The organism is Caballeronia sp. GAFFF2, from assembly GCF_023631485.1.
GTDB lineage: Bacteria > Pseudomonadota > Gammaproteobacteria > Burkholderiales > Burkholderiaceae > Caballeronia.
Genome location: NZ_JALQDA010000009.1, coordinates 37,624 through 58,094, shown reverse-complemented (window position 1 = coordinate 58,094; position 20,471 = coordinate 37,624). Strand labels below are relative to the sequence as shown.

At 62.5% G+C, this 20,471-nt stretch carries 18 protein-coding genes and 1 riboswitch; of the genes, 11 read left to right on the top strand and 7 right to left on the bottom strand.

Annotated elements, in window-relative coordinates; translation table 11 throughout:
• The first annotated feature begins 91 nt into the window (after positions 1 to 91).
• Positions 92 to 1,579 carry a sensor histidine kinase gene (locus NCT04_RS05645; RefSeq protein WP_250464296.1) on the top strand — a complete coding sequence of 496 codons (1,488 nt, stop codon included), beginning with the start codon at positions 92 to 94 and terminating at the stop codon, positions 1,577 to 1,579.
• A gap of 150 nt (positions 1,580 to 1,729) precedes the next feature.
• Positions 1,730 to 1,864, top strand: a complete 135-nt coding sequence (locus tag NCT04_RS05640; protein WP_244827565.1) for an entericidin A/B family lipoprotein — start codon at positions 1,730 to 1,732, stop codon at positions 1,862 to 1,864.
• Between the two features lie 297 nt (positions 1,865 to 2,161).
• On the opposite strand, the gene NCT04_RS05635 is transcribed toward NCT04_RS05640, so the two are convergent.
• Together NCT04_RS05635 and NCT04_RS05630 are read right to left on the bottom strand one after the other, a co-directional pair.
• The gene (locus NCT04_RS05635) at positions 2,162 to 2,941 is read right to left on the bottom strand and encodes a DUF4397 domain-containing protein (RefSeq protein ID WP_250464294.1); all 780 of its coding nucleotides are present in this window, start codon (positions 2,939 to 2,941) and stop codon (positions 2,162 to 2,164) included.
• Positions 2,942 to 3,322: 381 nt separating this feature from the next.
• Positions 3,323 to 4,261: an EamA family transporter gene (locus NCT04_RS05630; RefSeq protein WP_250464292.1), complete on the bottom strand. Its 939-nt coding sequence runs from the start codon at positions 4,259 to 4,261 to the stop codon at positions 3,323 to 3,325.
• A gap of 301 nt (positions 4,262 to 4,562) precedes the next feature.
• A riboswitch (TPP riboswitch) is annotated at positions 4,563 to 4,702 on the top strand.
• Positions 4,703 to 4,879: 177 nt separating this feature from the next.
• Here NCT04_RS05630 and thiC point away from each other — a divergent pair.
• From thiC to NCT04_RS05595, 7 genes are all read left to right on the top strand, one after another.
• Positions 4,880 to 6,811 carry a phosphomethylpyrimidine synthase ThiC gene (gene thiC / locus NCT04_RS05625; RefSeq protein ID WP_250464290.1) on the top strand — a complete coding sequence of 644 codons (1,932 nt, stop codon included), beginning with the start codon at positions 4,880 to 4,882 and terminating at the stop codon, positions 6,809 to 6,811.
• Between the two features lie 220 nt (positions 6,812 to 7,031).
• Positions 7,032 to 7,244 carry a YMGG-like glycine zipper-containing protein gene (locus NCT04_RS05620; protein ID WP_244827561.1) on the top strand — a complete coding sequence of 71 codons (213 nt, stop codon included), beginning with the start codon at positions 7,032 to 7,034 and terminating at the stop codon, positions 7,242 to 7,244.
• 207 nt (positions 7,245 to 7,451) lie between these two features.
• A complete protein-coding gene (locus NCT04_RS05615; protein ID WP_250464288.1) occupies positions 7,452 to 7,997 on the top strand; it encodes a hypothetical protein in 546 nt (181 codons plus the stop codon).
• A gap of 268 nt (positions 7,998 to 8,265) precedes the next feature.
• Positions 8,266 to 8,412 (top strand): hypothetical protein, encoded by a 147-nt coding sequence (locus NCT04_RS05610; RefSeq protein ID WP_250464286.1) that lies wholly within the window; start codon positions 8,266 to 8,268, stop codon positions 8,410 to 8,412.
• 228 nt (positions 8,413 to 8,640) lie between these two features.
• Positions 8,641 to 10,242 carry an L-lactate permease gene (locus NCT04_RS05605; RefSeq protein ID WP_250464284.1) on the top strand — a complete coding sequence of 534 codons (1,602 nt, stop codon included), beginning with the start codon at positions 8,641 to 8,643 and terminating at the stop codon, positions 10,240 to 10,242.
• Between the two features lie 97 nt (positions 10,243 to 10,339).
• Positions 10,340 to 11,266, top strand: coding sequence for a DMT family transporter (locus NCT04_RS05600; protein ID WP_250464282.1), 927 nt, complete (start codon positions 10,340 to 10,342; stop codon positions 11,264 to 11,266).
• A gap of 119 nt (positions 11,267 to 11,385) precedes the next feature.
• Positions 11,386 to 11,910: a hypothetical protein gene (locus NCT04_RS05595; protein ID WP_244827557.1), complete on the top strand. Its 525-nt coding sequence runs from the start codon at positions 11,386 to 11,388 to the stop codon at positions 11,908 to 11,910.
• A gap of 44 nt (positions 11,911 to 11,954) precedes the next feature.
• Here NCT04_RS05595 and arfB read toward each other — a convergent pair whose 3' ends face one another.
• On the bottom strand, positions 11,955 to 12,362 hold the full coding sequence (arfB, locus tag NCT04_RS05590) for an alternative ribosome rescue aminoacyl-tRNA hydrolase ArfB (RefSeq protein WP_250464280.1): 408 nt from the start codon (positions 12,360 to 12,362) through the stop codon (positions 11,955 to 11,957).
• A 212-nt stretch (positions 12,363 to 12,574) separates the two neighbouring features.
• Between arfB and NCT04_RS05585 the strand changes: the two genes are divergently transcribed.
• Entirely contained in the window at positions 12,575 to 15,193 is a 2,619-nt protein-coding gene (locus NCT04_RS05585; protein ID WP_250464278.1) for an FUSC family protein, read from the top strand.
• A 9-nt stretch (positions 15,194 to 15,202) separates the two neighbouring features.
• On the opposite strand, the gene NCT04_RS05580 is transcribed toward NCT04_RS05585, so the two are convergent.
• Both NCT04_RS05580 and NCT04_RS05575 read right to left on the bottom strand, forming a co-directional pair.
• Entirely contained in the window at positions 15,203 to 15,436 is a 234-nt protein-coding gene (locus tag NCT04_RS05580) for a hypothetical protein (RefSeq protein ID WP_244827554.1), read from the bottom strand.
• Positions 15,437 to 15,837: 401 nt separating this feature from the next.
• The gene (locus NCT04_RS05575; RefSeq protein ID WP_244827553.1) at positions 15,838 to 16,305 is read right to left on the bottom strand and encodes an Lrp/AsnC family transcriptional regulator; all 468 of its coding nucleotides are present in this window, start codon (positions 16,303 to 16,305) and stop codon (positions 15,838 to 15,840) included.
• Between the two features lie 132 nt (positions 16,306 to 16,437).
• Between NCT04_RS05575 and NCT04_RS05570 the strand changes: the two genes are divergently transcribed.
• Positions 16,438 to 17,016, top strand: coding sequence for a cysteine dioxygenase family protein (locus NCT04_RS05570; protein WP_250464276.1), 579 nt, complete (start codon positions 16,438 to 16,440; stop codon positions 17,014 to 17,016).
• Between the two features lie 13 nt (positions 17,017 to 17,029).
• Here the strand turns inward: NCT04_RS05570 and NCT04_RS05565 are convergent, their stop codons facing one another.
• Both NCT04_RS05565 and NCT04_RS05560 read right to left on the bottom strand, forming a co-directional pair.
• Complete coding sequence (locus tag NCT04_RS05565) at positions 17,030 to 19,573, bottom strand: mechanosensitive ion channel family protein (protein WP_250464274.1); 2,544 nt, start codon at positions 19,571 to 19,573, stop codon at positions 17,030 to 17,032.
• Between the two features lie 96 nt (positions 19,574 to 19,669).
• Entirely contained in the window at positions 19,670 to 20,149 is a 480-nt protein-coding gene (locus NCT04_RS05560) for a BCAL1086 family glycoprotein (RefSeq protein WP_250464273.1), read from the bottom strand.
• Positions 20,150 to 20,471: the final 322 nt, after the last annotated feature.

Genomic DNA, 20,471 nt, shown 5'->3' with positions numbered 1-20,471 from the left:
CCTTTTTTGCTGTGGGAATCCACCGACATCCGCTTTCAAACGGCTTTGCCGGCGTGGCTCACGACGCCCGCCGGAACCGCAGAAACACACCATGAGCCACGTTCTAAAAGACGCCGCGCCGGCAGCATCTGAAACTCCACAGGGACTCGCCCGGCGCGCAACGCGTATCAACGAATGGATGCATCGCTATAGCTGGGCGGTCGCGATGACGGTGGCTATCGTCATTACCGTCGGCGGGCTCGTGATTCTGGAATCGGGGCGCATGCGCATCGCGGCCGAGTACGAGACCGCGCTCGATGCAAAAAGCGCCACCGCGCAGTTATCGTCGCTGGCGGCCGATATCGCCACGCTCAGCGCCGAGGAACGCGGTTTCGCGCTCGCCGCCGACGACACCTACAAGAGCCACTTCGCGCAAACGGCCGGGCGCGTGCGCCGCGCGTTGACATCGCTCGATAGCTATTACCGCCGCATCGGCGATGACGCCGCGCTTGCGAGCTTCGCGCAGATTCGCGCGGCCGCCGACGAGAACATCGCGCAAGGCGAGGCGCATCTCGCCGATCTGTCGAAGACGCCCGCGGATGCGGAAATGCGCGCACGCGTCGTAGCGACGCCGTCGCCCGACACCAGCGCCACGCTCGATGCCGCGCTCGCCCTCCTGCGGCTGAACGAAGAGCAACGCGCGCAGCACGCGCTCGATGCAAGCCGCGCCGATCAGCGCATTTCCACGCTGTGCGTCGGCGCGTTGTGCGCGCTCAACATCGTCCTGTTCCTGCTGCTGTTCCGCAATCTCGGTATCCAGTTGGACAAGCAGGACCGCGTGCAGAAGAAGCTCATTACGCAGCAGGAGGAACTCGACCGGCTCGTGTTCGAACGCACGCGTCAGCTCGAAGCGCTCGCGTGGCATTTGCAATCCGTGAGCGAAAACGAAAAGACCGAACTTGCGCGCGAACTGCACGACGAACTCGGCTCCATTCTTACCGCGAGCAAGATGGATGTCGCGTGGGTGCGCGGCAAGCTCAGGACGAGCGAACCCGCCATGTCCGACAAGCTCGCGCGCGCCATCGGCAATCTGGACCAGGGAATTGCGCTCAAGCGGCGAATTATCGAAGACATGCGGCCGACCGTGCTTGCCAACTTCGGTCTCGTGACCGCGCTGCGCTCGCTCGCCGATGAAGCCGCGCAACGCAACGGCTGGAGCGTCGAATTCGATCTTCCCGGCGACGATGTAAAGCTCGGCGAGGCTATCGAGATCGCGCTCTTTCGGGTGGCGCAGGAGACGCTCACGAACGCGGCGAAATACGCGCGCGCGAACCGCATCGAAATCGCGCTCGCGCTCGATGGTGACGACGTTGCGCTCGCTATCGCGGATGACGGCATCGGCATCCGTCCGCAGGATTTGAAGCGCACGCAGACGCACGGACTGGTCGGCATGCGTCAGCGCGTGTCGGCGCGCGGCGGGCGCTTCGAGATCGAACGCGTGGCGCCGCATGGCACGCGCATCAGCGTGTCGATGCCACGCGAGCGCAGCGCGGGCACGTTCATCGATGCAAGCACGCCGGCGGCCGTTCCGCTTGCTTGATTACGTAGGACGATACTTACGCCAATAGCAGAGACGGCCGACACCAAAAACCCGTGCGCGCCTACAGCGTCGACTACGCCGCTTTTTTATGATTGATCACAACGGAAGCCTCGAAGGGCTACCCGAATTTCTAATTCAAGGGGAACACACATGACTCGAATCATCGCTTTGCTGCTGATCGCCGGCACCGCCGCGCTCGCGGGCTGCAATACCATGTCGGGCGCGGGCCAGGATATCTCGAAGGGCGGTCAGGCTATTTCGAATTCGGCCGAAGAGCATAAGTAAATTGGCCGCGGCGCGGTGAGCCAGGCGCTCATCGCGTTGATGTCTCGTGCTGTTTTTCTGTCGTCCCGTCATGTTTTTTGGCGGGATTTTTTTCGTTTGTCTTTAGTACGTGAGAGAGCGTGGATGCGTGGCGCCTGAGGCTTGCTTGCCTCGCGTGATCGGCGACGTTCGCACCTAGGTAGGCGGCCGGATGTCTGCGAGGGTCATAAACCCGCTCCTCGTCGAACGAAAAAACCCCACGCATGCGGCAGCGTGGGGTTCGTCGATGTCTGCGCCCTGTTACCCGGGCGCTTCAACTTACAGCGTGTCCGGCAACTCGATTGCAGGCGTCGTGGTATTGCCGCCCTGTGCAACGAGCACGCGAATCTTGTTCGGGATCACTTGCGACAGCGCGTTGCCTGAAGGCAGCGTCGTCACGAGCCAATCGGCGTTGTTGCTCAGATTGAACGATGCCGACGCATACACCGGCGTCTTCGAACCCGGCAGCGTCGCGACCAGCTGATACGTCCCGCCGTTGACGTAGAGCGAGTCTTGCGTCGTTGCCGGCACGGCGTTCTTAAAGCCGACGCCCGCCATCGTCGGATTGACGGTCGCGATGTTCGTCCCCGGTGCGACCAGATACAGATCGAGAGTCTGCGCATTCGCCGACGCATTGAAGCCGCGCACCCGCGCGCTGTTCGAGAGCAGGCCCTTGTCGAACGGATCGTCGATCACGGCGATGGACGGCAGGAAACCCGCGTCAGGCAGCGCGATCACCGTGTACTCGTGACCCTTGGCGGCATTCGAGATGCTCGTGTCGGTCGCGAGTTGCGTCGTCGTGTTGACGGCGGCGTAGGAGAAGTTCTGCTGGCCCGTATCGATGTTTGCGAAGTTCGTCACCGTCTGGTAGCCGAGATTCGCTTGCAGCACCTTGCCGTTGTCGTAGAAGTCGACGTTGGGGGCACTCGGGATCGCGTGGATGAAGTGGACTTCTGGATTCGTGAGTCCGAGTTCCTTGCCTACGTCGTCGGAGCCGCCACAAGCGGACAGGAGCGAGGCGACAGCGGCAAGCGCGGTGACTGTGCGGATGAGCTTCATGTTTCCACCTTCCTTAGCTTTAATCATTGATTTTGTTGTCCGGTCCGCGCTGCGAGCATCACGCTTAAGTGATCATGCGTATTGCCCGGCGCGCCTCGGAAGACCCCTTCTCTCTTTTGCTTCTATTCCCTTGAACGACAGGCTTTCGTGTCATGCCGATGAAACTGTCGTTCGAGGGTGACGGCATTGAGCAATGCGCATGCCCTGCATCGGTGCGCAGAGGCGGCCGATATGACGGGGAGCCTTGCGCCGCAAGGATTTGTTATTCGTTAGAGGAATTGCTCGGGCCGAGCTGGAAGGCCGATCAAAGCGGCGCCGGATAGGAGCGAATGCAGCGCGCGGAGGAGGTTTTTACAAAAGGAAAGGCGGAAGGCGCGCAGCTCAAATCAACCCCCGCCGCCGATAATCAAACCAAAACGACAACGCAACGCTCATCAAAATCACGACCGTGGCAACAACCGTCCACTGCGTGATGATTTCCCCGAGCAACAAAGCGCCCAATAAAACCGCGACGACCGGATTCACGTAAAGACAACTCGTCGCGACAATCGTGCTCGTGTTCCGAATGAGGAAGTTATAAGCGACATACGCGGCCATCGATCCGATCACGACGAGATACAAGAACGAAAACCCCGCGCCCATGCTCACTGGGCCAAGGCGCTCGCCTGACACGAACGCGATGACAGTCGCGATAAGCCCGCCAAGCCCGATCTGCAACGCAGTCGACATCAGCAGATCGGAAGGCTGCGAAAGACGGCTTGCCAGATGCGCCCCGCCCGCCCAAAAAATTGCCGCGCACAAGATGGCAAGCGTGCCGACGGTCGAGCTCGGCGAGGGATCGCCATGATTGAGCAACGCGATACCCAAGACACCCAGCGCCACCGCAAACCATTCGCCCTTCGCCACACTGCGCCCGGCAAGCGCGGTGAAGATCGTCGCGAAGAGCGGCACGGTAGCCACCATCACGGCAGCCGTGCCGGTTCCCACCGTGCGCATGCCGTAAGCCATCATCCCGCTCGACAAACCTTCGAGCAAAGTCCCGACGATCGCTGCATTCCGTACTTCACGCGCCGTCGGCCACACCGCCTTGCGATGCACGGCAATCGCGAAGAGACCGACGCCAGCGCACAGGTTACGCAGGCCGCCGAGCATGAGCGGCGGAAACGATTCGAGCGCCAGGTGAATGCCGAGATACGTCGATCCCCACACGAGATAAACGACGGCCAACGCGAGCGCGACGCGTCCCTTGAGGCTGCGAGGAGCGCGAAACGGAAAGCGGTCGGGAAAACCGAGCGGCAGACGCGGAGGTACGGCAGACATGCATTACTCCGCGAAGCGCGCCCGGATCGGGGCAAGAGACTTGCAATGGGGACTGCCGCCAATCGACCGAACGGGGCATGAGCTTGAAGAACGCGCGCGCCAGGTGACGAACGAGGCGGGACTGACGATGGACGGCATGACGGAGCGAAAGAAGTGCGGAAGCGACAGGCGGGGCGACTGCTGACGACATCCGGGTAAGTACCGAAAATCGCGCGCTCGCCATTATGCAGTAAGCGCCTGCGCTTCAGCGCAAACTTCGCGAACGGTTGCCAAGATGCCACGCCACGATGTATGGTGACGCCTGCTAACGCGGGGGTCCTGCGTTGCACATCGCGATTCGTCCGGCTGCGTCGACTGAATGGCCCGTGCAATGTGGGTGAGAAATACCCTTTGAACCTGATCTGGATAATGCCAGCGCAGGGAAGCGTTCGGGCCTCGGCGCACGGTATCTCTCTCACGCGCCACGTCTTCTCGGGCCCGCACCTTTCCATCTCGTTCTTCCCTGTCTAGCTCCTGAATCAGCCGAGCTCGCCGGCGTTCGTTTGTTCGTTGTTCATTCGATCGCCCGCGTGCTCGCTGTCAATTACCGTCCCTGCGACTGAAAAGGAGAAACAGCACATGAATGCGAATCCCAAGTTCCTGTCCGAAAACGCCATCGTCGATGCAGCCGCCATCGCGCCGCTGCCCAACTCGCGCAAGGTCTACGTGACGGGTTCGACGCCCGACATCCGCGTGCCGATGCGCGAGATCACGCAGTCCGACACGCCCGACAGTTTCGGCGGCGAAAAGAATCCGCCGGTGTACGTGTACGACACGTCCGGCCCCTACTCCGATCCGGACGCGAAGATCGACATCCGCTCCGGTTTGCCCGCGTTGCGCGCCGGCTGGATCGAAGCGCGCGGCGACACCGAGGAACTCGCGGGTCTTTCGAGCGAATTCGGCCGCGAGCGCGCCGCCGATCCGAAAACGGCCGAGCTGCGCTTCCCGGATCTGCATCGTCATCCGCGACGCGCGACGCCCGGCAAGAACGTGTCGCAGATGCATTACGCGCGGGAGGGCATCGTCACGCCGGAGATGGAATACATCGCCATTCGCGAGAATCAGCGCCGCGCCGAATACCTCGAAAGCCTCAAGACGAGCGGTCCGAACGGCGAAAAACTCGCCGCGATGATGGGCCGTCAGCATCCCGGCCAGTCGTTCGGCGCGGTGCCGTTCGACAAGGACGCCCTGAAGGCCATCACGCCCGAGTTCGTACGCGATGAAGTGGCGCGCGGCCGCGCGATCATCCCCGCGAACATCAATCACCCGGAAAGCGAGCCGATGATCATCGGGCGCAACTTCCTCGTGAAGATCAACGCGAACATCGGCAATTCGGCGGTGAGTTCGTCGATCGGCGAGGAAGTCGACAAGATGACCTGGGCGATCCGCTGGGGCGGCGACACGGTGATGGACTTGTCCACGGGCAAGCATATTCACGAGACGCGCGAGTGGATCATCCGCAATTCGCCGGTGCCGATCGGCACGGTGCCGATCTATCAGGCGCTCGAGAAGGTCAACGGCAAGGCCGAAGACCTGACTTGGGAAATCTTTCGCGACACGCTCGTCGAGCAAGCCGAGCAAGGCGTCGATTACTTCACCATTCACGCGGGCGTGCGCCTGCAATACGTGCCGCTGACGGCCAACCGCATGACGGGTATCGTCTCGCGCGGCGGCTCGATCATGGCGAAATGGTGTCTCGCGCATCATCGGGAAAGCTTCATCTACGAGCACTTCGAAGACATCTGCGAGATCATGAAGCAGTACGACGTCTCGTTCTCGCTCGGCGACGGCCTACGTCCCGGCTCCATCTACGACGCGAACGACGAAGCCCAGCTCGGTGAACTGAAGACGCTCGGCGAACTCACGCAGATCGCGTGGAAGCACGACGTGCAAGTGATGATCGAAGGCCCCGGCCATGTGCCGATGCAGCTCATCAAGGAGAACATGGACCTGCAGCTGGAATGGTGCGACGAGGCGCCCTTCTACACGCTCGGGCCGCTCACCACCGACATCGCGCCGGGCTACGATCACATCACCTCGGGCATCGGCGCGGCGATGATCGGCTGGTTCGGCACCGCCATGCTTTGCTACGTCACGCCGAAGGAGCATCTCGGACTTCCGAACAAGGACGACGTGAAGACCGGCATCATCACGTACAAGCTCGCGGCGCACGCGGCCGATCTGGCGAAGGGTCATCCGGGCGCGCAGGTGCGCGACAACGCGCTATCCAAGGCACGCTTCGAGTTTCGCTGGGAAGACCAGTTCAACCTCGGCCTCGATCCCGACAAGGCGCGCGAGTTTCACGACGAAACCTTGCCGAAGGATTCCGCCAAGGTCGCGCATTTCTGCTCGATGTGCGGCCCGCACTTCTGCTCGATGAAGATCACGCAGGACGTGCGCGACTTCGCGGCCAAGCAAGGCGTCTCCGAAAGCGATGCGCTCGCCAAGGGCATGCAGACCAAGGCCATCGAGTTCGTGAAGAAGGGCGCGGAGATTTATCAGCCGACCTGAAGCAAACGCTGACTGTACGCAACGGCCTGTGCTTCCTTGCAGGCCGTTTTTGCATGGCGCGCGCGTGCACCGTTTCGGGCATCTTTCCTGCTGGTATACGAACGAACCGGCGAAAAAAACGTTGCGGCGTCCGTCGATGAAAGCCAGATCGTGATCGAACGGCAGGACGCGTGGGCAAAGCCGCGGCCGTTTCATTGATCAATCGTTCTGGAGAGTCGACATGAAAATCATCAAACAAATCGGCGCCGCAGCAGTGGTCGTTTCCCTTCTCGCCGGACTCACGGCCTGCGACAACATGACGACGCGTCAACGCGATACGGCTGTTGGCGCTGGTGTTGGCGCCGCGGGTGGGGCCGTGATCGGCGGAAGCGCGTTATCGACGTTGGGGGGCGCGGCAGTAGGCGGGGTTATCGGCAATCAAGTCGGGAAGTAAGCGGGCGATCCACAGTCATCTCATGCGGCAAGCAGCGATGCTTGCCGCCGCTTCGATCGAGGGCTGTTTCAGGATTGATACACGCCGAGGCTTGTTAGCGGACGCGCGACGCGCACGCCGCAACGATCGAGTAAGCTCCTTCTTAACGGACCCTTCCTCGCAATCGCATAGGTAGAGTCCGGCAAGTCGCAAGCAAGGAGCAGCATCATGATTTCCCCGCGCATCATCTTTGGTTACAGGGCAGCGGCCGTTTCGCTTGCTGCCGGATTGCTTCTCGGCGGATGCTACCTGCCGTATCCCGACTACCCCGCTTATTACTATCCGCCGGTTCCCGCTGCCTACACGCAACGTGAGTTCGCGTTACCGGCGCAAGGTGCTTCGGGCGTCAGTGCCGCGAACGCGCCGTCGCAAGCTCAGTACGCAGTGGCCGCGCCGACAGTCGACTACTCGACGATCTATACGAGCACGCCGTATGCGCCGGCTTATCCCTATCCTTACGCGTACGCACCTTATCCCGCTTACGCCGCTTATCCCGCATATGCTGCTTACCCCGGTTACTACGGCTACGGTTATCCGTCGGTGTCGATCGGCTTCGGCTACTGGGGCGGCGGCGGATGTTGCTGGGGACGCGGCTATGGCGGCGGATGGCATGGCGGCGGCGGTGGATGGCACGGCGGTGGCGGCGGATGGCACGGCGGCGGTGGCAGTTGGCAAGGCGGCGGTGGACATGGCGGTGGCGGCCATGGCCATTGAATAATGAAACCCCACGCTCGAATGCGGCGTCGATGTCGCATTCTGCGCCGCTATTACCGAAAAAAGTAACAACTCTGAAACATTTTCCGGCAATGCAGAAGCAATTCGCTTGCCTTGCCGCTCTGTACGATCGGTCACTTTCCTTATCCGACAAGGCCCTGGCGCATTACGCCGGTGCTTTGGCACGATTATCGCTAAATGGTATCCCTACTTATCGGACAGCGCGGGTGGCAGCCCAAGCGTTACCTATCGTTCTCGGGGATTGGACATGATGGCCTTCGCTTTTTTCCTGCTGTGGATGGTCGCATCCCTTGGGCTGCTCGCGCTCTGGGTGTTTCGCCAAGTGCCGGCATCGCGTCTTGAATCCAGCGCGGCACAACGAACGACGGCTACTCCAGCGACCGTCGAGAGTTGAGCGCCGCATCCCGCGAAACGCGTGACCAACCGTCCGAACGGAGCAGATGCGTCACGTCCCTTTCCGCTTCCATCCGGCATCCTTACGCCAATATTCAAGCCTTGACGAGGGCCATCCTCGCCCTATTCTTAGTGAGCGCGTTATGCGGTTGCTTAAAGTCTTCGATACCACTCGAACCAGCAGCGAAGACCGCAGCATCCATCCAAGAATAGAGACACAGGAGACCCGATGTTCCATCAGATCCTCAAGCCTATCGCGGGTTCGCTCGCGCTCTCCTTTATCGTTGCCGCGTTGCCTATCATCGTCGTACTCGTCATGCTCGGCTGGGCGCGCCGTCCCGCGTGGCAGGCTTCGCTTGCGGGACTGATCGTCGCGTTGATCATCGCGATGGTGGGCTGGCACTTCCCGCTTGGACTCGCGCTCGACTCCATCGCGGCCGGCGCCGTGTTCGCGCTCTGGCCGGTGATGTGGATCGTGTTCTCCGCGATCCTGCTCTACAACGTCGCGCAACGCTCGGGACGCTTCGAAGCGTTTCGCGTGTGGATGATCGACAACCTGCCGAACGACCGGCGCATCGTGCTCGTGGTCATCGGCTTTTCGTTCGGCGCGTTGCTCGAAGGCATCTCGGGCTTCGGCACGCCGATCGCCATCACGAGTTCGCTCTTGATTCTGCTCGGCTTTCCGACGCTCGAAGCGCTCACGTTCACGCTGATCTTCAACACGGCGCCAGTCGCGTTCGGCGCGCTCGGCGTACCGATCACCGTGCTCGGCGCGGTCACGCACTTGCCCACCGATGCGCTCGCCAAGATGGTCGGCCGCCAGTTGCCGTTCTTCGCGTTCTTCCTGCCGTTCTATGTTATCGGTATCTACGCGGGCTTTCGCAACATGCTGCGGGTGTGGCCCGTGCTGCTCGTCTCGGGCGGCGCGTTCGCGTTGACGCAGTACGTCACGTCGAACTACATCAGCTATTCGCTCACCGATGTCCTCTCCTCGCTCGTCTCGCTGATCCTCACGATAGCGTTCCTGCGCGTCTGGAAGCCCGCGCCCGACGAACGCTTCGCGGTGAACGTCGATCGCCTCGCCAACGCACGCGGCAACGTCTCGGCCGCTCAGGGATGGATGCCGTGGATCGTCGTCTCGGTCGTGGTGATCGTCTGGACGGTAGCCAAGATCTTCCTCATCGGCGACGTGAAGGTCCCGTGGCCGGGGCTCGACAAGGCGGTCTACATCACGCTCTACAATCAGCCTTACGGCGCCATCTGGGACTTCCAGCCGCTCGCCACCGGCACGGCGATTCTCGTGGCGGCCATCATCACCGCGCTCCTGGTGAAGTTGCCGGCAAGCGAGTTCGGCCACGCTATCGTCGATACCTGGGTGCAAACGCGCATTGCCATCTTCACGGTGGCGACCATCGTCGGGCTCGCGTATCTCATGAACTACTCGGGCATGAACTACACGCTCGGACTCGGGGTGGCCTCGGTCGGGCCGTTCTTCCCGCTCGTGTCGGCCTTTCTCGGCTGGGTGGCGGTGTTTCTCTCAGGCAGCGATACCTCTGGCAACGCGCTCTTCGGCAACCTTCAGGTGGTCGCCGCTCATCAACTCAATCTCAATCCTGTGCTGATGGCCGCGACCAATTCGTCCGGCGGCGTGATGGGCAAGATGATCTCGCCGCAAAACATTTCGACGGGCGTCGCCACGACCGAACTCAAGGGCAAGGAAGGACTCGTCTTCGCGCGCACCTTCAAGCATTCGATTCTGCTCACCATCATTCTCGGCATTCTCGTGTGGCTGCAGCAGAACGTGTTGACGTGGATGATTCCGCCACATTGATTGTTCCTTGCGGTCTCATCGGCGCGATGACCAGCGGCGCGCGGCGCGGTGCTAACATGCGCGGACTTTTCCTTGGAACACTGAAGTCCGCATCGTCATGTCACCCGTCAATTTGTTGCAACTCGTCTGTCTCGCCGCGCTATGGGGCGCGTCGTTTCTCTTTATCCGCTTGGGCGTCGCCGAGTTCGGCGTCGCGCCGCTCATGGCCTTGCGCGTCGGCATCGGCGCCGTGTTTCTCGTCGCCATGCTGCTCGGCCGCCGCCAGTTTTCGAGCAGTCTCGCGATCATGCGCAAGCGTGCGCTACCGCTACTCATCGTCGGCATTCTCAATTCGGCCGCGCCGTTCTGCCTCTTCGCTTATGCGGAGCTGACGCTTTCGGCTGGCGCCACATCCGTCATCAATGCGATGACGCCGCTGTGGGGCGCGCTCGTCGCCTATCTCTGGCTGAAGGACCGCCTCACGACCTTGCGCACGATCGGCACGGCGATCGGTTTCGCGGGGGTGCTGCTGCTCGTGTGGAATCAGATAGAAGGCTCGCCCGGATCGGCGGGATCGGGCGCGGCGGGCGTGTTGGCGGCGGCCGCGGCGCTCGCGGCATCGGCGCTATATGGTGTTGCGGGCAACTTCGCGAAAAAGTATCTGATGGACGTCGATGCCATGACCAACGCCGCGGGCAGCATGATCGGCGCGACGCTCGTGCTCGCGCCTATCGCCTTCGTCACGTGGCCCGCCGCGCCGGTCTCCGCGCCTGCATGGGCGGCGGTGCTCGCGCTGGGCGTGGGTTGCACGGGTATCGCGTACTTCATCTACTACCATCTGGTCGCGGTCGTCGGTCCCGCGCGCGCGATGACCGTCACTTTCGTCATTCCGCTCTTCGGCATTCTGTGGGGCGCGCTGTTTCTGCATGAGCGGGTGTCGCTCGTCATGCTCGAAGGCTGCGCCGTCGTGCTTGCGGGCACCGCGCTCGCCACCGGCGCGATCAAGCGCCTGCCGTTTTCAGGACGCCGCAAGCTCGTAGGCTGAACTAGACTGCAAACAGCGCAGCCGCTGCCGCAGTGCGAGATTCATCGAATCGTTCGGATGCGCGTTGCATTTCGTGCAACGCGCCGGCATGCGCATCCATGCGTTTCCTGGAGCAGACCATGCACGACTTTTTCGCGAAGGCCAGGCACGAATTGATGAAGATGCTGCCGCCCACCTTGTTCTTCTTCGTCGTGCTGCACGTGGTGATGGTCGTGCACGCGCTCATGGTGAAAGGCGCCGGCCTGTCGATTCCCGCGTCGGCATCCGTGCTCGTCGCCTCGCTCATTCTCGGCAAGGCGGTTCTACTCGCCGACATGCTGCCGTTCATCAATCGCTATCCCGAGCGCCCGCTCATCTGGAATGCGGGATGGAAAACCGTCATTTATACGCTCGTCGCGCTGGTGCTCCATTACCTGGAGCGCTTGTTCGAGTTCTGGAAAGAGACGCATAGTCTTGCGGCCGCGCACCAGGACCTGCTGGACCATCTGAACTGGCCGCAATTCTGGGCCGTGCAGATTTTGCTTGTCACGCTCGTCTTCAACTATTGCGTCTTCGCGGAACTCGCGCGCGTGCTCGGACGCGGCAGGCTTAAGACGATCATGCTCGGGCCGCTCGATGTATCGCCCGCGGAGCAGCACGGCTGACGCGCCGCTTCAACTCTCGCTCGAATCCCGCTTGAAGTCCCGCTTCAGTCGCCGTGCACCGGCCCGCGCCCGGCCTTGATCGCCCCGCGCCTGACCTTGCCTTCGACGCGCCGCACTTGCGAACCGCGCGTTGGCTTGGTCGCGATGCGCTTGCGCCGCACGATGCTCACGCTGCGAATCAGCTCGTCGAGCCGCGCGAGCGCCGCCGCGCGATTCATGTCCTGCGTCCGATATTCCTGCGCCTTGATGACGACCACGCCATCGCGCGTCACGCGGCTATCCGACAGCGCGAGCAGCCGCGCCTTGATGTGCTCCGGCAACGACGATGCGCGGATGTCGAAGCGCAGATGAATGGCGCTCGATACCTTATTGACGTTCTGCCCGCCCGCACCCTGCGCGCGCACGGCCGTCAGCTCGATCTCGTGCGGCGGCACGGCGATGCTGTCGCTCATCGGTGGGCTCCCTTGAAGATGTGTTCGGCGCTTTTCACGTGAGCATAACAAAGGCCGCGAGGCGCCGAAAAGCTGGCTATTCGGACGAGTTCCGAACGAAGCGCAAGTGAGTTATAAGTGCATGACAAGTGCGATAGACTCAACCCGCCTGACCGCCTGGGTCCGGAGCGTGCTTCGCCCGTGGTCATAACGAGCGTCAAACCAGGAAGTCGATGCGCTATTCGTTCGAAATCAGGAAGTTCATTTACAGCCAGTATTTCTTCGGCGGCTTGCGGATCGCTCTGGGCGTGTCCCTGCCCGCCGTGCTCATGCTCATCGTGTTTCACAATCGCGAGCTGGGCTTCACCATCGCGACGGGCGCGCTTGGCGCGTGTGTCGTCGACATGCCGGGTCCGCTCAAATACAAGCACAACGAGATGCTCGCGTGCACGGTGATCGGCTTCTTCTCGGCACTCGCCACGGGCATTGCGACGGCGCATCCGTTGACGCTATGGCTCACGGTCGTGCCGCTCACCTTCGTGCTCTCGCTGATCGTCGTCTATGGCAACCGCTGGCCGCAGATCAGCTTCGCCACGCTCTTCATGATGGTCGTCACACTGGAAGAGCACTTCACGCCGATGCAGGCGCTCGTCAACGCGTCGTGGATCTTGCTGGGCGGCCTCTGGTACACGTACTGGGCCACGCTCGTGAGCCGGCTGCTCGTGTATCGCATCGAACAGCAGGCGCTGGCGCAGAGCATCTTCAGTTGCGCGGAATATTTGCAGGCGCGCGCCGAGTTTTACGACAACGACGCCGATCTCGACGAATGCTACCGAAAGCTCATCGAAAAGCAGATTGCGGCGGTGGAGCAACAGGAAGCCGCGCGCGACATCGTGCTGCGCAATCTGCCGAAAGTAAAAAGCCGCAAGCTCGACGCGCGGCGCGCGCGGCTTTTCAATCTGTTCATCAACGTGGTGGATCTGCACGAGTTCTTCGTCGGCGCGCATACGGACTATCCGCTCGTGCGCAAGACGTTCGCGGGCTCGGACGTGCTGATCTTTTATCGCGACCTGATGCGCAAGGCGAGCGCGGATCTCGAAGAAATCGGCTTGGCCGTATTGCAGAACAGTTCCGCGCCCAGGCAGATCAGCATGAAGGCGGAGCTGCGCGCTATCGAGTACGAACTCGAACTCATGCGCAAGCACGGCATGCCCGAGAAGAACGCCGAAGCCTACGCGGCCGCGGCGGCGGTGTTCCGCCGTTTGTGGAGCGCCACGCGCCTGATCGACAAGATGCGCCGCCGCACGCGCGATGACGCGAGCCTGATCGAAACCGAAGTGCAGATCGACCATGCGTTGTCGCGTTTCATATCGAGCCGGCGCGTGCCGTTCATGCAGATTTTCTCGAATCTCACGATGGCCTCGCCGAGCTTCCGGCACGCGCTTCGGGTCACGATCGCGGTGGGCATCGGCTTTTGGCTGGGACGGCTCTTGCCGCTCACGAACGCGTACTGGATCGTGATGACCACGGTCATCATTCTGAAGCCTGGCTATTCGCTCACGAAGCAGCGCAACACGCAGCGGATCATCGGCACGGCGATAGGCTGCGCGCTGACCATCGCGCTGATTCTGCTCGTGAAGGAGCCGCACATTCTGCTCATCGTGATGTTCGCGTCGATGGTGATGAGCTACAGCCTGCTGCTCTTCAACTATGCGGCGAGCGTGGTGTTCACGTCGTCGTATGTGCTCTTGATGTTTCATCTGCTCGCGCCGGGAAGCATGCGGCTGATCGGCGAACGGGCTATCGATACGGTGGTCGGTTGCGCGATTGCAATCGCGGCGAGCCATCTGTTCCCGTATTGGGAATATCGGCTGATGGGCAAGCTCGTGAAGGATCTGCTTGGCGCGACGCGCAATTATCTCGAGGCGAGTTGGTGGTGGAAGGCCAAGAGCGCGAGCGCGGGGCAAGCGGAGAGTAAAGCGCGTGGCGGTGCGGGTGCGGGTGCGGGTGCGGGTGCGGGTGCGGGTGCGGGTGCGGGTGCGGGTGCGGGTGCGGGTGCGGGTGCGGGTGCGCGCACGCAAGATTCGATTGCACCGGCCGCCGTCGCCACGGCCACCGCGACACAGACGCTAGACGACGCCGCCGTATCGACCATCGTGATCGCGAAAGAAGCCGCCAACGAATCCACCGTCGATACTCCCGCGCTCGATCCGAATCTCGTGACGGCATCGGCGGTACGTGCCGCGAGCGCAACGGCGGAAAAGCTGTCGTCGGTGAGCATCGGCGAGAGCACGGCGGCGACCACCAGCAAGGGCGCATCGGCTGCCGCGACCGTCGCCGCCACCGCGCTGGACCGCGACTTCCGCTACCGGCTCGCGCGCAAGAACGTGCACATTGCGTTCGCCAATCTCGCGCAAGCGTTCCAGCGAATGATGCTGGAGCCCAAGGCGCAGCAAAAATACGTCGCCGAACTCAACGATCTGCTCGTGCAAAGTCACGTGCTCGCGTCGCAGATCACGGCAGCGGCCCCGCTTCTGCAAACGATCAACGAAGCCGAAGGTCAGGCGTTCGAGCCGTTGCAACGGACTTTCGGAATCGTGCGCGACAATCTGTCCGATGCACAGGGCGCGCTGCCGGAGCCCGCGCGCGAAGAAGCGACACCGGCGAATGCGGACGACATCAAGGAACTGCGCCGTGAACTCGACGCCATGGTCACGAACGCCGAACGCACGCAGGCGTTGCCCGCCGATGCGCTTCACGATCTCAAACTGCTTGCGCATCAATGCAAGCAGATGCTTACAGCGTCCGCGCTGATCAGCAAGGATGCGGCGCAAATTCGCTTGCCGGTTTGAGGCGCTCGGCTACTGCGACGCTCCGATCGCCGGCACGGCCGGCCGCGCATCGCTCGCTGGCGAAGGCGTCGCGTTTTGTTGATCGAAGTCGCGCTTCTCGCGAATCGCGTTATACGCGAGCGTGCCGATCACGAGCAACACCACGACGACGATAAACGCGCCGACGCCGAATGTCGGATTCTTCTTCTTGGGCGCGCCGTTGCGGGTGCTGTCCGGGCGGCGGTCGTTGCGGTCATCGGTCATGGCGGATGTTGCGTCTCCTGGCGCGTTTCGTCATCAACCCGTGATAGTACCCGCACTGGTTTTCAGTTGCGTTGCGCCGACCGTTCCTCGATCTGCCGCATGTCCGCGCGCGCCGTTTCGGAAGACGGCCAAGCACCGCGAAATTCTTTGCTGCACGGTCCCGCTTGAGGGGCACCGCGTCACCGGCCATACTTCCTTCGATTCCATGCGCGTCTGATTCCGGCCGGGGCAGTAAGGGCTAGACCGGAATACCTAGTGACTGGACGCGTTACGCCGCCCTCCACGGGCGGTTTTTTTTGGCGAATCGAGCATGCCGCGCCTTCCACAGGCAGGCGCTTGGTGCGGACTGAAGTGGCATGGCGCGGGCAAGCGCCAACCGCCATCTGAAAACGAGTCACGCCTCAGGATTCGAGCGTGGGACGCACCGGCAATGCGGTCGAATACTTGATCTGCTCCATCGCGAAGCTCGAACTGACATCGTAGAGCGGCACGGCGCGAATGAGCTGCTTGTAGACGCGGTCGTAATCGTCGATATCGGATACCACCACGCGCAGCAAATAGTCCGTCTCGCCACTCATCCGATACACCTCCACGACCTCCGGAATGTCGCGCACGGCGCGCGTGAAGTCCTCGGCCCAGATCTGCGTGTGCTGATTCGTGCGTACCGCGACAAACACCGTGGTGCCGACACCCAGCTTCTTCGGATCGCATAGCGCCACCTGTGCGCGGATCACGCCGGTTTCCTTCAAGCGCTGCACGCGCTTCCAGCACGGTGTCTGCGAAAGATTCACGCGCTGCGCAAGCTCGGCGATAGGCATCGTCACGTCGGTCTGCAGCAATTCCAGCAGCTTGCGATCGATAAGGTCCATTCCCACAGCGCACCCCCGATAGGAAATTATTCTATTTTTGGTTCTTTGAGCGGAATTATATGGAAACTAATTCTGGGCGCAAGCCGGTATAAATGTTGTTCGCGAAACACAACGAAAACCGGTGCCGTCATCATGAAATTCGAAGCGTTCAGCCGCCTTTCGCGGCCTCGGGATCAAGCGCCGGCGTCGCCACGCGGCGGTTCGGCGCTAAACCGGCTCTGCGATGAAATCGATGCCGCCTTCCATTCCGCCGATGCCTTGTCGTTCGGATCGCGCGTGCGTGCGGCTCTGCGGCGCGCTTCGTCCGATACGAGCCTGCTGCGTCTCGATCAGCGTGAGAGCGGCGCGCGCGGCTATCGCCGTCATCTGCTGGCGGCCGATCCGCTTGACCGCTACGCCATCGCCGCGCTCGTCTGGGAGCCGGGACAGGCGAGTCCGGTGCACGGTCATCGAACGTGGTGCGGCTATGCGGTGATCGACGGGACGCTTGAAGAGACGCTTTATCGCTGGGACGCGCCTTCAGCATCAGCCATCGAAACGCGGCATCATGCGCGCGAGGCCGGCGACGTCTCCTTCGTGCAGGCGGGCCGAGGCGCGATTCACCGCCTGGGAAATCCCGCCGATGCCACCGCGCGCGCGATCTCGCTGCATATCTACGGCGTCGCGGGCGACGAGATTGCCACGCACGTGAACGACTTGCTCGCGGCCTGACGACGAGTTCGTCTCAACCTTTGCCCGGCTCCGCCGTGGGAATCTGCGGCGGAATTTGCACGGACTGGTCCGTCGGCGGCGGCGCGGGACGCGGTTCGTGCGAGACATCGCGGGCCTTCGAGGGATCGGCATCCACCAATTCCTCGTCTTCGAGCAGCCGTTCTTCGCCCGTCCAGATGCGCTGCGCGCGGCCATCGGCGTGCGGCTCGAACGCGGCATGCAGGTCGGTGCGGCTCATCTGCACATGCATCCGCGGCACGGGAATCTCGATGCCCGCCTCGTCCATCCGCCGCTTGATGCGCAGATTGAACGCGCGCGCCACACTCCATTGCTGCAGCGGCCGCGTCTTGATCTGCCCTTTCACGACCATCCAGTTCGGATCGAAACGGTCCAGTCCCCAGACCTCCACCGGACCCAGCATCTCGCGCCGGTAGCGTAGATCGTCCATCAGCTCGACGCCGACTTCGCGAATCATTTGCGTGATTTCGTCGACATCCGCCGAAAACGGCATGCGCACTTCGAACACGGCGTAGGCGAAGTCGCGCGACAGGTTCTTCACCGTCTTTATCTGCGAGAAGGGAATCGCGTGGATTGCGCCCTGGCCGTCGCGCAGGCGCACGGTGCGGATCGTCAGACTTTCGACGATACCCGCGTGGCCGCCTTCCACCTCGATCGAATCGCCGACGGAAATGGTGTCCTCGATGATGATGAAAAGCCCCGTGATCAGATCCGCGACCAGCGATTGCGCGCCGAAGCCGACCGCGAGCCCGATCACGCCTGCGCCCGCCAGCAAGGGCGTGACGTTCAGGCCGAGATTGGCCGCGGTGACGATGCCCGCGATCATCAGCAGCACGACGAACACGACGTTGCGCACGAGCGGCAGCATGGTGCGCGCGCGCATGCTCGGGCCGCGCGTGCCGCGCCGCGTGGAATCGGGCCGCAACGTCTCCTGGATGGCGGTATCGATCAGGATCCACACCAGCCAGACGATGAAAAACGTCAGCACGATCATGGCGAACGCGCGCGTGATGCCGCGTGCCGCGACGCTCTCCTCGGCCATGTGCGCGAGCGAAAAACCCCAGAAGCGCGACGACAGTTCGAGGAATACGAGCCACACGCCGGTCACGATCATCGTGCCGACGAACTTTACGAGCCGCCGCACGTAAGCCGACTGGCGGCGTGGCTTCTGCGACTTCGGCCGCGTGATGCGGATCACGATCGCCGACAGGAAGAACGCGACGACGAGCAGTCCGGCGGTCGCAATCGCCATCTGCAACACGTTCTCTGATGTACCGATGCCCGCGAGCGTCGCGACCACCGACGCCGACGCCAGCAGCAGCAACGGCAACTGCCACAACGAAGCGACCACTTCGAAGGTCTCGGTCGCGGCCTTGCGCGTATTGCGCTGCTCGTAGGTGCGGCTGCGGATCAGATGCGCGACCGGCCGCTGGAACGCCAGCGCGAAATACGCGGTAAGCGCCGCCGCGCCCATGTTCGCGAAGGTCGAGATCAGGGCGGACAGGTTGGTGCCGAGTTGCTGCGCGACGTCGTAGTTGGCGGCCGCGTCGCCGAGCGCACCGAACGTGCCGATCAGGAACAGGAGCCGCCGCGCGCGGATGATCAGCACGTTCACCGCCACGCGCCGGTGCGCCGAGCCGAACAGCGAAAACATGATGAGGCAGATCGCCGAGAACACCGCGCCCGCCACGATGGCGTAGGCCGTGACCATCGCGAGCGTGCGGCCGAGCGAAAGCGGCATCATGCGCACGAAGGCCAGCGCGACGAGGAACGCGAACAAATAAGGCGCGACGCGCCGCAGCGCGAAGAGCAGCAATTCGCGCGTGGTCGGGTTGGAATGCAGTCCGGCCTGGATGCCGTAACGCGCGTGGACCTGCCGCTGCACATAGACGAGGACGAACGCGCACGCGCCCCAGCCGACGAGCATCGCGAAGTAATTGAAGAGCGTGCGGCCGAACGGCTCGCGGCTCTGGCTCGTGACGATGGTGAAGAGTTCGTTGCCGGCCGCGTTGAAGCGCCCGCCCCAGTACGCGATCGGCGTTTTGCCGCGCTTCACGTCGGCTTCGATGTTCGTGAGCGCCGATGCTATCGCGCCCAGCAAGCCCGCGTTCTGCGCCATGCTCGCCACGACCGACGATGCCGTCGACGCCGTGGCCGCGGGTGCGCTTGCGCCTGACGCAGCGGCTGAATCGACCGCGACCGCGCCCGATGACGCGCCAGCCGTCTCGGCCGCGCGCTTGGCTTCGCGCAGTTTCTTCAATTGCGCGACGAGCGCGCCGCGCTGTCGATCGCTGTCGAGCGTCGAGATGACCGTATCGAGCGAGCGCACCATGTCGGCATCCGATACTACCGGGTCCGTCACGCCGGAAGCCGCATCGGGAGCGGATGCGGGTGCGGCGGGCTTGATCAGTTCCTCGAACGAAGGCAGCGTGAGCGCCGGAGCCGCGAACGCGGCGGGCGTGAAAAGCGCAAGCGCGGCCATCCAAAATATCGCGACGATCGCCAGCGCGCCGTCATGCGCGAGCTTGCGTGACTTCATAACTGTCTCGATTTCCGAAAGACCGCCAGTTTAGCGGCTGCGGTGAAGGCATCGGCCGAATCGGACGTAACGGAATGTTAAGTCGACGCCGGCTGCTTACTTGTCCATTTCCGTGCGGGCGCCGCTCGTGTCGGTGGTCGGGCTCGCGCCCGAAGTGCCCGACGTACCCGCGTTACCCGCCGTGCCCGATGCGCTTCCGTCCTTCGACCAGTCCTGCAACTTGCGGCCCGCGTTCTGCAAACCGGCGCCCGTCGCGCTGGCCGCGTCGGTGATGGCGGCGTTAGTCGCGCTCGCCGCGTTCTGCAGATTCGCACGCGCCGTCGCCGCGACGCTGCTCGCGGAGATATCGGGCATCGAGCCGGCGTTGTCGATGTTCTGCTGAGCTGTCTGTTTGGCGGAATCGACCTTCTGGTCGACGTAACTCGCCGCCTGATCGAACTTTTGCTGGGTCTGGCTCGCGAGGTTGTTGAGCGCGCCCGCCGCCTGTCCTGCCGATGCATCGTGCTTTTCGCACGCGGCAAGTACACCGAGCGCGGCGAGCGCGATCCCGATTCGGGTCATGGGCGAAGTCTGCATGGTCGTTCCTTCCAGATGTGGTGCCTGAGTGCTGCATGAATCTTGATGCGAAGTCCGCACGCCTGAGCGCGATTTGTTCCTCTTGGAAATGGCGCTCATCATACGCTGACCCTGGATGGCAACGTTTTGAGCGCATTTTGCCTAAGCGCGACAGCTCGAATTGGCACTTGGAAAAGAAGCTTTTTGTAAAGCTTGCATCACGAGGGAACCTTGGAAAACCCTTACCGGCTCTTCTTGGCTTCGCCTAACTTTTGAACACCCTCTAACTCCCCGCGAATGTAATAGAGTTTTCCCTCTACATTTAGGACACTTCTGGTTTTGA